The organism is Pseudomonas sp. GNP013 (assembly GCF_054343995.1).
On the sequence record NZ_JBTGUT010000001.1, the window covers coordinates 1,988,114 to 2,002,204 of the forward strand.

2 protein-coding genes are annotated in these 14,091 nt (G+C 63.5%); one reads left to right on the forward strand and one right to left on the reverse strand.

The window, feature by feature from the left end; genetic code table 11:
* Nucleotides 1–2: 2 nt before the first annotated feature.
* Nucleotides 3–10,490: a non-ribosomal peptide synthetase gene (locus ACXX81_RS08930; RefSeq protein ID WP_458571531.1), complete on the forward strand. Its 10,488-nt coding sequence runs from the start codon at nucleotides 3–5 to the stop codon at nucleotides 10,488–10,490.
* 1,089 nt (nucleotides 10,491–11,579) lie between these two features.
* Here ACXX81_RS08930 and ACXX81_RS08935 read toward each other — a convergent pair.
* Nucleotides 11,580–14,012, reverse strand: a complete 2,433-nt coding sequence (locus ACXX81_RS08935) for a TonB-dependent siderophore receptor (RefSeq protein WP_209982414.1) — start codon at nucleotides 14,010–14,012, stop codon at nucleotides 11,580–11,582.
* Nucleotides 14,013–14,091 lie beyond the last annotated feature (79 nt).

The following is a 14,091-nucleotide window of genomic DNA, read 5'->3' on the forward strand; positions in this document are numbered from 1 at the left end:
CCATGCTTTCCAACCCTAACATCGACCTGGTTTCGCGCTTTCTTCGCCTGCCGCTGGAACAGCGCCAGCAGTTCTACCAACGTCTGCACAGCCGTGGCATGAGCTTCGCGCAATTGCCGATTGCCTCGATCCGCGAGGACGGCCACAGCCTGCCGTTGTCCTTCGCTCAGGAACGCCAGTGGTTTCTCTGGCAGCTCGACCCGCACAGCGCCGCCTACCATATTCCCGGCGCCTTGCGTCTGCACGGGCAGTTGGACCTGGCGGCGTTGCAGCGCAGTTTCGACACGCTGCTGACCCGTCACGACAGCTTGCGCACACAACTGGTCGAAGACGGTGAGCAACTGTGGCAACACGTGCTGCCCGAGGCGCGGGTCGAGATCCGCCAGGCACATGTCGACGAGTCGCAGCTGATGGCGCAGGTGCAAGCGCAGGTGGCCCGGCCGTTCGATCTGCACCAGGCGCCGCTGTTGCGCGTGAGCCTGCTGCAACTGGCCGATGATGAACATGTGCTGGTGATGGTGCAGCACCACATCGTGTCCGATGGCTGGTCGATGCAACTGATGGTTGAAGAACTCGTGCACCTGTATGCCGCTTACAGTCAGGGGCACACGCCGCAACTGCCCGAGCTGCCGATCCAGTACGCCGACTACGCCCTGTGGCAGCGTCGCTGGATGGAAGCCGGGGAAAAGGCGCGCCAGTTGTCCTATTGGCAGAACCTGCTGGCAGGCGAGCAGCCGGTGCTGGAGCTGCCACTGGACCGTCCACGCCCGGCGCAGCAAAGCCATCGCGGGGCCAGCTTGCAGGTGCATCTGCCGACCACGCTGGTCGCCGGCCTCAAGCGGCTGGCGCAGCAGGAGGGCGTGACGCCGTTCATGCTCTTGCTCGCGTCCTTCCAGACCCTGTTGTATCGCTACAGTGGGCAGTCGGATATCCGCGTCGGTGTGCCGGTGGCCAACCGCAACCGCCTTGAAACCGAGCGCTTGATCGGCTTCTTCGTCAACACCCAGGTGCTCAAGGCCGACCTCGACGGCCAGATGAGTTTTGCGCAACTGCTCCAGCAGACCAAGGCGCGCGCGCTGGAGGCCCAGGCCCATCAGGACCTGCCGTTCGAGCAACTGGTGGTGGCGTTGCAGCCCGAGCGCAGCCTGAGTCAGAACCCGCTGTTCCAGGTGATGTTCAACCACCAGACCGATGCCCAGGGCGGGCAGGACACCCGGCAGCTGCCGGGCCTGCGTGTGGCGCAGCTTGACTGGGACAGCCAGACCACCCATTTCGACCTGAGCCTGGACACCCACGAATCGGCCGACGGGCTATGGGCGGCGTTCACCTACGCCACCGATCTGTTCGACGGCACGACCATCGAGCGCCTGGCGCACCACTGGCAGGCCCTGCTGCAGGCAGTGGTGGATAACCCGCGCAGCGTGCTTGCCCGGTTACCGATGCTGGACGAGGCGCAGCGACGCGTGATGCTTGAAGACTGGAATGCGCCGGCCTGTGGCGTTGCCGCGCAGGCGGTGCACCGGTTGTTCGAAGCCCAGGCCGAGCGCCAGCCTGAACGCCAGGCCCTGGCCCTGGATGACCAGGCCCTCAGCTACGGCGAATTGAACCAGCAGGCCAACCGCCTGGCGCATTTGCTCATGGCCCGGGGCGTCGGCCCGCAGGGGCTGGTGGGCATCGCGGTGGAGCGTTCCTTTGCGATGGTGGTGAGCCTGCTGGCGGTGCTCAAGACCGGCGCGGCCTACGTGCCTTTGGACCCCGAGTATCCACGTGAACGCCTGCTGCACATGCTGGAGGACAGCGGTGTGAGCCTCGTGCTCACCCAGTCCGGCCTGCGTGAGCGCCTGCCGTTGCCCGAGCGGGTAACTGCCGTGGAAATCGACCTGATCGAGGCGCCGTTGGCAGTGAGTTGTGCTGACAACCCGGCGACCGATTTCGAGCCGCAACGCCTGGCCTATGTGATCTACACCTCCGGCTCCACCGGCAAACCCAAGGGCGTTGCCATCAGCCATGGGGCCTTGAGCGAATTCGCCGGCATTGCCGCCGATTACTCACGGCTGGTGCCGCAGGACCGCGTGTTGCAGTTCGCCACGCTGAACTTCGACGGTTTTGTCGAGCAGCTTTACCCGGCGCTGACCCTCGGTGCCACCGTGGTCTTGCGTGGCCCGCAGTTGTGGGATGGCGCGCAGTTGTACCGGCAGATCATCGAGCAGGGCATCACCCTGGCCGATTTGCCCACGGCCTATTGGAAACTGTTTCTGCAGGATTGCCTGCAAGCGGGCACCCGCTCTTATGGTGCGTTGCGCCAGATCCATATCGGCGGTGAAGCCATGCCGCTCGATGGCCCGCAGCTGTGGCAACGGGCGGGGCTGGGCCATGTGCGCCTGCTCAATACCTACGGACCCACCGAGGCCACGGTGGTCTCGAGTGTGCTGGACTGCACCGACCCCGGCGTCATCAACGGTGTGACCGCCAGCCCGATTGGCCGTGCGTTGCCCGGGCGCGGGCTGTACGTGCTCGACCGCGACCTCAACCTGCTGCCTCCCGGCGCCGTGGGCGAACTCTACATTGCCGGCGCCCTGGGCCTGGCCAGTGCCTATCTGAAGCGGCCAGCCCTGACGGCCGAGCGCTTTGTCGCCAACCCGTTCAGCGACGCTGGCGCGCGCCTTTACCGCACCGGCGACCTGGCGCGCTACCGCGCCGACGGGATTGTCGAGTACGTCGGGCGGGTCGACCATCAGGTGAAGGTGCGCGGTTTTCGCATCGAACTGGGTGAGATCGAAACCCTGCTGCTGGCCCAACAGAGTGTGCGCGAAGCGTTGCTGCTGGCGGCTGACAATCAACTGCTGGCCTATCTGGTGCCCGCGCAACCGCTGGACGAAGCCGCGCGCGGCGAGGCCGGCGCGGTGCTGATGGCAACGTTGCGCGAACACCTGCCCGATTACATGGTGCCGGCGCACCTGATCTTCCTCGACCGCATGCCGCTCAACCCCAACGGCAAGCTGGACCGCCAGGCGTTGCCCAAACCCGACGCGAGCGCGTTGCAACCGGACTGGCTGGAGCCGGTCACGCCGCTGCAGCAGCAGGTGGCGGCGATCTGGGCCGCTATTCTCGGCGCCGAGCGTGTGGGCCTGAATCAGCACTTCTTCGAGCTGGGCGGGCATTCGCTGCTGGCGATGCAAGTGGTGTCGCGGATTCGCCACACGCTCAGCCTGGAAGTGCCGCTCAAGGCGCTGTTCGAGCACCCTCGGCTGGACGCGTTTGTCGCCGCCTTGCACACCCCGGACACTACGCTCTCTAAGGCGCCGCCGTTGCTGCCGGCAGGGCGCGAACAGCCCTTGCCGCTGTCCTACGCTCAGGAGCGCCAGTGGTTCCTGTGGCAATTGGAGCCGTCAAGCGCGGCGTACCATATCCCCAGCGCCTTGCGCCTGAAAGGGCAATTGGACCCGGCGGCCTTGCAGCGCAGTTTCGACACCCTGCTGGCCCGCCACGAAAGCCTGCGCACGCGCTTGCGCCAGGACCCGGACCGCACGGTTCAAGTGATTGAGTCTCATCTGGCGCTTCCTATTACGCTGGCCGAGGTCGACGAAACCCGACTCCAGGCGCGCGTCGAAGCGCTGATCGCCGAGCCCTTCGACCTGCAGCAAGGCCCGTTGCTGCGTGTGGCGTTGCTGCGCCTGGCCGCCGATGAGCATGTGCTGGTGCTGGTGCAGCATCACATCGTCTCCGATGGCTGGTCGATGCAACTGATGGTCGAGGAACTGGTGCAGCTCTATGCCGCTTACAGCCAGGGCGAGGACGTGCAGTTGCCGGCGTTGCCGATCCAGTACGCCGACTATGCGCTGTGGCAGCGCAACTGGATGGAGGCGGGCGAGAAGGAGCGTCAGTTGGCCTACTGGCGTGAGATGCTCGGCGGCGAGCAGAGCGTGCTGGAGTTGCCGTTCGACCGCCCACGCCCGGCGGTGCAAAGCCATCAAGGCGCGCGGCTGGCGTTCGAGCTGACGCCCGAACTGACCGAGGGCCTCAAGGCCCTGGCCCGGCAGCAGGGCGTGACCCTGTTCATGCTGCTGTTGGCGTCTTTCCAGACCTTGCTGCATCGCTACAGTGGCCAGGAAGAAATCCGCGTCGGCGTGCCGATTGCCAACCGCAACCGCAGCGAGACCGAGCGCCTGATCGGCTTCTTCGTCAACACCCAGGTGCTCAAGGCTGACCTTCACGGGCAGATGAGCGTCGAGCAACTGTTGCAGCAGACCCGCCAGCGTGCGCTGGAGGCGCAAGCCCATCAGGACCTGCCGTTCGAGCAACTGGTGGAAGCGCTGCAACCGGAACGCAGCCTGAGCCATAACCCGCTGTTCCAGGTGATGTTCAACCACCAGACCGACGTCGGCCAGGCCCAGGTCCAGCAGCAACTGCCGACGCTGTGGGTGGAAGGCCTGGCGTGGGAAAGCAAGACCGCGCATTTCGATCTGGACCTGGATATCCAGGAGTCCGCCGAGGGCATCTGGGCCACCCTCGGCTATGCCAGGGACCTGTTCGACGCCGGCACCGTGCACCGCATGGCCCGGCACTGGCAGAACGTGCTGCAGGGCATGGTCGCCAACCCGCAGCAAGCCCTCGGCCAGTTGAATCTGCTGGACGCTGCCGAACAGCAGCAGATCCTTGAACTGTGGGATCGCAGCGCCGCAGGCTTCTCGTCCCGGCGTCTGGTGCATCAACTGGTCGCCGACCGTGCGCAGGAAACACCGCATGCGGTGGCGGTGAAGTTCGCTGACGAACAGCTCACCTATGGTGAACTCGACCGCCGTGCCAACCGCCTGGCCCAGGCGCTGATCGCCCGTGGTGTCGGCCCGGAAGTGCGGGTGGCGATTGCCATGCCGCGCAGCGCCGAGATCATGGTGGCGTTCCTCGCGGTGATGAAGGCTGGCGGCGCGTATGTGCCGCTGGACATCGAATACCCGCGTGATCGTCTGCTGTACATGCTGCAGGACAGCCGTTCGCGGTTACTGCTGACGCACTCGGCGGTGCAGCAGCGCTTGCCGATTCCCGAAGGACTGCAAGCCCTGGCGGTGGACCAGTTGCACGCCTGGTCCGACGACAACCACACCGCACCGGATGTCGCACTGCACGGCGACAACCTCGCCTACGTGATCTACACCTCCGGCTCCACCGGCATGCCCAAGGGCGTCGCGGTGGCGCACGGCCCGCTGGTGGCGCACATCATCGCCACCGGCGAGCGCTATGAAACCGGCCCGGCCGACTGCGAACTGCACTTCATGTCGTTTGCTTTCGATGGCTCCCACGAGGGCTGGATGCACCCGCTGATCAATGGCGCCAGCGTGCTGATCCGTGACGACAGCCTGTGGTTGCCTGAGTACACCTACCAGCAAATGCACCGCCATCACGTGACCATGGCGGTGTTCCCGCCGGTGTACCTGCAACAATTGGCCGAACACGCCGAACGCGACGGCAACCCGCCGGCCGTGCGGGTCTACTGCTTCGGCGGCGATGCCGTGGCGCAGGCCAGCTATGACCTGGCCTGGCGCGCACTCAAGCCCACCTACCTGTTCAATGGCTACGGCCCCACCGAGACCGTGGTCACCCCCTTGCTGTGGAAAGCGCGCCGGGGCGATCCGTGCGGCGCCGTGTACGCACCCATCGGCACGCTGCTGGGCAATCGCAGCGGCTACGTGCTCGACGCGCAACTCAATCTACAGCCCATCGGCGTGGCCGGTGAGTTGTACCTGGGCGGCGAGGGCGTGGCGCGCGGTTACCTGGAGCGCCCGGCACTCACCGCCGAACGCTTTGTGCCGGACCCGTTCGGCCAGCCCGGCAGCCGCGTCTATCGCAGCGGCGACCTGACCCGAGGCCGCCCGGACGGGGTGGTGGACTACCTGGGCCGGGTTGACCATCAGGTTAAAATCCGTGGTTTTCGTATCGAATTGGGCGAAATCGAAGCGCGTCTGCGTGAGCAGCCAAGTGTCGGCGAAACCGTGGTGGTGGCCCAGGACGGCCCGACCGGCAAACAACTGGTGGCCTACGTGGTGCCGCTGGACACGGCCCTGCTCACGGACGCCGTCGCCCAATCGAGCGCGCGCGAAACCTTGCGCAGCGCCCTGAAAACCCGCTTGCCCGACTACATGGTGCCCACCCATCTGATGTTCCTTGAGCGTATGCCGCTGACCCCCAACGGCAAGCTCGACCGCAAGGGCCTGCCCGTGCCGGATGTGAGTCTGATGCAGCAGGTGTATGTGGCGCCGCAGAGTGAGCTGGAGCAGCAGGTGGCGGCCATCTGGGCCGAGGTGTTGGGCGTGGAGCAAGTCGGCCTGGCCGATCATTTCTTCGAGTCCGGTGGCCACTCGCTGCTGGCGATGCAGGTGATCTCGCGTCTGCGTCATTTGTTGGGCACAGAGGTGCTCCTCAGAACCCTGTTTGAGCAACCGCGCCTGCAGGGATTCGTCGAGGCGTTGAGCGACCCGCACGCATCGTTGGCGAGCGCGCCGCCGATCCTGCCGGTCAGTCGTCAACGGCCGTTGGCGCTCTCGTATGCCCAGGAACGTCAATGGTTCCTCTGGCAATTGGACCCGCACAGTGCCGCCTACCACGTGCCCAGCACATTGCGTCTGCGTGGCTGGCTGGACCCGCTGGCGTTGCAGCGCAGCTTCGCAACACTGGTGGCCCGGCATGAAAGTCTGCGCACTCAGGTGTATCAGGACGCAGGCCGTGCCGTGCAAGTAGTGCGTGAAGTGGGCGCAGTGGACATTGTGCAGGCGCGGGCCACTGAAGCTGATTTGCAACGTCTGGTCGAGGCCGAGATTGCGCGACCTTTCGACCTGCAACAGGGGCCGTTGCTGCGCGTGACGTTATTGCGCCTGGCCGAAGACGACCATGTATTGGTGCTGGTGCAGCATCACATCGTGTCCGACGGCTGGTCGATGCAAGTGATGGTGGATGAGCTGGTGCAGTTATACGCCGCTTACAGCGAGGGCGAGGACCTGCAACTGCCAGCGTTGCCGATTCAGTACGCCGACTATGCGCAGTGGCAGCGTGACTGGATGGCCGCCGGTGAGCGTGATCGCCAACTCGCTTACTGGCAGGGGTTGCTGGGTGGCGAACAACCAGTTCTGGAGCTGCCGATTGATCGGCCGCGCCCTGCGGTACAGAGCTTTCGTGGCGCCAGCCTGGAGATCAGCCTTGACCCGGCGTTGGTGGCGGGGCTCAAGGCCCTGGCCCAGCGCGAAAATGTCACGCTGTTCATCGTCTTGCTCGCCTCGTTTCAGAGCTTGCTGCACCGTTACAGCGGCCAGCAGGACATTCGTGTCGGCGTGCCGATCGCCAACCGAAATCGAGTTGAGACCGAACGTCTGGTGGGTTTCTTCGTCAATACACAGGTGCTCAAGGGCGACATCGATGCCCAACTGACGGTCACCCAATTGTTGCAGCAGGCCAAGCGCCGGGCGCTGGATGCGCAGAGCCATCAGGACCTGCCGTTCGAGCAACTGGTGGAGGCGCTGCAGCCGGAACGCAGCCTGAGTCATAACCCGCTGTTCCAGGTGATGTTCAATCACCAGAGCCAGGCACGGCTGGCCAGCACTGGCCAGCAACTGCCGGACCTGACCATTGAAGGGCTGGATTGGGGGACACAGACCGCGCAATTCGACCTGAGCCTCGACACCCAGGAAACCGGCGATGGGTTGGGCGCCATCCTGACTTACGCCACTGACCTGTTCGACGCCGCCACGCCCAAGCGTATGGCGCGTCATTGGCAGAACCTGTTGCAGGCCATGCTGGGTGATCCACACCAGCGGGTCAGTCAGTTGACGCTGCTGGAGCCTGTGGAAGAACAGGTGATGCTCGAACAGTGGAACGACACGGCGCGGGATTATCCGTTGCAGCACAGCGTGCAGCAGTTGATCGAAGCGCAGGTCAGCCGTACACCGGATGCCCAGGCTTTGGTGTTTGCCGCAGAGTCGCTGAGCTATGCGCAGATGAATGCTCGCGCCAACCGTCTGGCGCACCGCCTGATACAGCAGGGTGTAGGGCCGGACGTGCTGGTGGGTGTGGCGATGGAGCGTTCCATCGAAATGGTGGTGGCGCTTCTGGCCGTGCTCAAGGCCGGTGGCGCCTATGTGCCGCTTGACCCTGACTACCCGCGCGACCGCCTGGCCTACATGCTGGAGGACAGCCAGGTGCATCTGCTGTTGACCCAGGCGCACCTGATGCAGGCCCTGCCGATCAGTGATCCCGAGCGCTGCCTGCTGGTGGAACAGGGTGATCGCTGGCTGAGCGCCTATGCCGATACCAATCCTGACGTGGCCGTGGATGCTGAAAACCTTGCCTACGTCATTTACACCTCTGGCTCCACCGGCCAGCCGAAGGGCGCGGGCAACCGCCACTGCGCGTTGACCAACCGCTTGCTGTGGATGCAGCAGGCGTACGCACTCGACGCCGACGATACGGTGCTGCAAAAGACACCGTTCAGCTTCGACGTTTCGGTATGGGAGTTTTTCTGGCCCTTGATGACCGGCGCTCGACTGGTGGTCGCCGCCCCTGGCGATCATCGCGACCCGTCACGCCTGGTGGAGCTGATCAATCGGCAACAGGTGACCACCCTGCATTTCGTGCCTTCGATGCTGCAGGCATTCCTCCAGGATCCGCAGGCCGCCCGTTGTCAGGGTTTGCAGCGCATCATCTGCAGTGGCGAAGCGTTGCCTGTGGACGCCCAGCAACAGGTGTTCGCCAAACTGCCGAACGCTGGCCTGTTCAATCTGTATGGGCCGACGGAAGCTGCCATCGATGTGACCCATTGGACATGCGTGGATGAGCAGCGCGACAGCGTGCCGATTGGTCGGCCAATCGCCAATCTGCGCACGCACGTGTTGGACGCGCAGTTGCAGCCAGTCGCCGCCGGTGTCGCCGGTGAGTTATACCTGGGCGGCGTCGGGCTGGCGCGCAGTTATCATCGACGCCCGGGCCTCACCGCCGAACGCTTCGTGCCGTGCCCGTTCCAGCCTGGCGAGCGGTTGTACCGCACGGGCGACCGGGTGCGCCAGCGCATGGATGGCGTGATCGAGTACATCGGGCGTCTTGATCATCAGGTAAAACTGCGTGGTTTGCGCATCGAACTGGGTGAGATTGAGGCACGCTTGCTCGAGCATCCACAGGTGCGCGAGGCCTCGGTGCAGGTGCATGAAGGAAAGTACCTCGTAGGTTATCTGGTGCTGCAGGACTCGACTCAGGCGTGGCGTGACGCCTTGGGCGCTCACTTGCTGGCGCATCTGCCGGACTACATGGTGCCTGCGCAGTGGGTGCTGTTGGAGCGCATGCCGCTGAGCCCCAATGGCAAGCTGGACCGCAAGGCCTTGCCCGCGCCGGACGCCAGCGTGCATGAGCGACGTTTCGTGGCTGCGCGCAATCCGCTTGAGCAAAGGCTGGTGGCGGTGTGGCGCGAGGTTCTGGAGGTCGAGCAGATTGGCATCGAAGACAATTTCTTTGAGTCGGGTGGTCATTCGTTGTTGGTGTTGATGCTCAAGGAGCGCATTCGCAAGGCGGTCGGCGCGGAGCTGTCGGTCAGTCAGTTGATGCTCAACCCGACGGTCGCAGGGCAGGCGGCATGCCTTGAGGGAAGTGCCGGGCAGTCGTTGATCGTGAAGCTCAACAGCCAGACTCAGGGAACACCGTTGTACCTGTTCCATCCCAGCTACGGTTCGGTGCATTGCTACAAGGCGATTGCCCTTGCCTTGCGTGAGCAACGGCCGGTAATGGGAGTGATGTGTCGTGCCTTGGCCGAGAAGGGCAGCGAAGTGCCTGCCTGGGCGGCGATGGTTGAGGATTACACGGCGCAATTGTTGAAGGCCCAGCCCGAGGGCCCATTTCGCTTGGCCGGTTGGTCTCTGGGGGGCAACCTGGCGATGGAGGTTGCCTACGGCCTGGAGCAGGCGGGACGGCAAGTGGAATGTGTCGGTTGGATCGACGCCTCGCCGCCGCAGTGGGTCAAGCCGTTTTGGGAGACGGCGGTCATGGTCGACGAGCGGGAAGTTTCTGCCAATGATCGGCGCGTGGAGTTGCTGGAGGTGATGTTTCCCGAGTCATCGCGGCACATTCATGCTCAATGGTCAGCACTGCGACAGGCAGGCGCCGAGGAGGGCGAGCAGTGGGCCGAATTCAGCCGCTGGGCAGAGCAGACCCTGGGTGAGCGCTTCCGTGAACTCAAGGATGAGCTGCTCAGTGGGCACGAGGCGCAGATTTCCTGGGAAGTTGACCGCATTCTCGGCCAGCGCCTGCATGATGCCGACTTCAAGGCAATCAAGGCACCGATCAGTTGCTGGTGGGCGGCCTTGAGTCGTACCGGGGTGCATCGCCAGTTGATTGAGGCAAGCATGCTGGAAGTCACCGGGCAATCAGCGATAGAACGCTCGGTGCTGATCGAAACCAGCCATGATCGGTTGATCGATAACGCCGAATTCGTTCGCAGCTTCGCCGCTGCGATGGCCTGATGTTGCAGCGCGCGCCCTAACTCCGTTCAGTTAAGCGCAGATCCCCTGTGGCGAGCAGGCTTGTCCTGCGTTGGGCTGCGCAGCAGCCCCAAAGCCAGGCGCTGAGCTGTATCAGGTACACCGCGTTTTGCTCGACTGGGGGCGCTTCGCACCCCAACGCGGGGCAAGCCCGCTCGCCACAGAGGCTCCGGCCTGATGTTGCAGCGCGCCCTAACTCCGTTCAGTTAAGTGCAGATCCCCTGTGGCGAGCAGGCTTGTCCTGCGTTGGGCTGCGCAGCAGCCCCAAAGCCAGGCGCTGAGCCGTATCAGGTACACCGCGTTTTGCTTGATTGGGGGCGCTTCGCACCCCAACGCGGGGCAAGCCCGCTCGCCACAGAGGCTCCGGCCTGATGTTGCAGGGCGCGCCCTAACTCCGTTCAGTTAAGTGCAGATCCCCTGTGGCGAGCAGGCTTGTCCTGCGTTGGGCTGCGCAGCAGCCCCAAAGCCAGGCGCTGAGCCGTATCAGGTACACCACGTTTTGCTCGATTGGGGGCGCTTCGCACCCCAACGCGGGGCAAGCCCGCTCGCCACAGAGGCTCCGGCCTGATGTTGCAGGGCGCGCCCTAACTCCGTTCAGTTAAGCGCAGATCCCCTGTGGCGAGCAGGCTTGTCCTGCGTCGGGCGGCGCAGCAGCCCTAAAACCAGGCTCTGAGAGGTGTCAGGTATAGCGCATTTTCCTCGACTGGGGGCGCTTCGCACCCCAACGCGGGGCAAGCCCGCTCGCCACAGAGGCTCCGGCCTGATGTTGCAGCGCGCCCTAACTCCGTTCAGTTAAGCGCAGATCCCCTGTGGCGAGCAGGCTTGTCCTGAGTTGGGCTGCGCAGCAGCCCCAAAGCCAGGCGCTGAGCCGTATCAGGTACACCGCGTTTTGCTCGACTGGGGGCGCTTCGCACCCCAACGCGGGGCAAGCCCGCTCGCCACAGAGGCTCCAGTTTGCTGCGTGACAGCGCTAGGTCGCAGGTTGGGCGTGGCGGCACACACAAAAACGCCCCGGGCCTTTAAGGTCCGAGGCGTTTTAATTCACACCGTCATCCGGTGATTTGACGCGCCTTAGAAGTCCCAGCGAGTGCTGAGCATGAAGTTACGGGGTTCGCCATAAGCGGCGGAGTTATAGAAACCGATGTTGGTGTAGTAGGACTTGTCGAAGACGTTGTTGATGTTCAACGTGGCCGACACGTTTTTGGTGAATTGATAACGCGCCATCGCGTCCACCAGCCAGTAAGCCTTCTGAGAGAACTCCTCGTAACCGCCACGTGGGCTGTTGTAGATGTCCTGCCAGCCAACGCTCTGCCAGCGAGCGCCACCGCCGACGGTCAACTTGTCCAGGTTGCCCTTGAGTTTGTACGTGGTGTAGAGGCTGACCTGATCTTCCGGTTCGAACGTGGAAATTTTCACGTCCTTGTCGTCACGCACAATCTTGTGGGTATAACCGCCCTGGAGTTGCCAGCCCGGAGCGATTTCGCCGGACATCTCCAGCTCGTAACCCTTGGTCACGGCCTGGGTGCCCTTGAACGCATAGTTCGACGGCGTAGGCTTCAAGTTGTTGTAGTCGTCGTCCGACACGGAACGGTTGTCTTCATGGATCTCGAAGTAGGCGGCGCTGGCATTCACACGGCCATCCAGGAAGTCTGCCTTGATGCCCAGCTCCCAGTTCTGGCCTTCGTCCGGCTCAAGCAGTTTGTCGTTCCTGTCGCGGTTGTAGCTTTCCTGCGGCATGAAAATATCGGTATAGCTGGCGTAGACCGAGTAGGTATCGTTTAGGTCGTAGACCGCACCGACATAAGGTACAAAACGTCCCGACTCCCGGTAGGTCGGGTTATTGCCGGTCACCGTGTAGTTGACCACGCGGCCGCCAAGCAACAGCTTGAGGTCGTCGGCGAGGTTCAGGCGGGTGGTCATGTACATGCCGGTCTGGCGTATGGTGTCGTCGATTTTTGATTGTGACTGACCCCAGTCCGGTTCGCGGGCGTTACCGTGCCAGTTGTTGAAGTCGACCAGGTTGGGTGCAAGGTTCCAGTAGCCGTTGCCCTTCCACTCCGAGGCGCTGATGGAGCCTCCGAATACCAGCTCATGCTCGCGGCCACCCAGGCTGAATGGACCGCTCACGTACAGGTCGCCCGAGTCACTGACGGTTTCACCGGTGTACTTGCCCGAGGTGAGCTGCGAGGTGCCGTCCAGGGCCGGGGTATCGCCCTGAATCGAACCCATCAGCGCGTGGTAACCGTTGATCTTGTGGTCCAGTTGCAGCTTGGTGACCCAGCCACCACCGAGGTCGTGCTCGACCATGGCGAAGGCGGTGCGGGTGTACTGCTCCCAACTGCTCCAGTCGGCGGCGTTGTTGAACGAGCGCTTCACGTTGTTGCGATTGCCCTGGGCGTCGATCAGCGGAAAGCTGCCCGACCACGAAGAGCCTTTGGGCAGGCTGTCCTGATAGTCGCCGCCGACCGTCAGCATGGTATCGGGCGACAGGTCGAACTCCATGATGCCGTAGTAGGTCGGGCTCTTGCGTTCATAGCGGTCCATGAACGAGTGCTTGTCCTGGTAGGCGGCGACGGCGCGTCCACGCACATTGCCGGTTTCGGTCAGCGGCCCGCTGACGTCCAGCTCGCTGCGGTAGTTGTCCCAGGAACCGGCGCCCAGGGAGGCGTGGCCCTGGAAGTCGGCGGTGGGTTTTTTACGCACCAGGTTGATGGTTGCACCCAGCGAACCTGCACCGGTCAGCAGGCCGGTGGCGCCCTTGAGCACTTCGACCCGGTCGTAGATCGCCATGTCGCTCAGGGTGTTACCTGCCGAGTAGGCAACGTTGCGCGAGGTGGACGGAATCCCGTCGTACTGGAAGTTATTGATGGAGAAACCCCGGGCGTAGTAGTTGCTGCGCTCGGTATCGAAGGCGGAAACGGTAATGCCCGGCGTGTGGCGCATCACGTCATCCACGTTGTTCAGGCCGAAGTCATCCATGTGTTGACGGGTGACGACGGTTACCGACTGCGGTGTTTCCTTTGGCGTCAGGACCAGGCGTGTTGAGGTCGCGATGGAGCCCGGCGTATAGGAGCCGGTGTTTTCGGTGACGTTGCCGAGCATGTTGCCGGTGACCTGGGTGGGGCTCAGCTCCAGACCGGTCGCGGCCCCCGCGGCGGTGACGGTCAGCGAATTGCCGCTGAGGCTGTGGCGGGTCGAGGTGCCTGCCAGCAGGGTGCCAATTGCCAGTTGCGGGTCCAGCTTGCCTTTGACCGCGTTACTGTTCTTGCCCTGCACATCCCCCGGGCTATACAACACCTGCACATTGGTCTGCCGGCCGAATTCCTGCAGCGCGCTCCCCAGCGGCTGTGCAGGAATATTCAACTCGACCTCCTGGGCCTGTACATAGCCTGCAATAGGCAGCGATACCGCAAGCAGAAGGGCACTCGGAAGAAGGTTGATGTTCAGGGCCCGGCGCATGGATAGCGCTTTGCTCAGGGGGCTGAGACCGAGACGTGCTGGCATGGATGCTTTCTCTTCTATGTTTTTAAGTGGGCAATTCTAAGTATTTATTGAGGTTAGTTCTCATTACCACTAGTGAGAC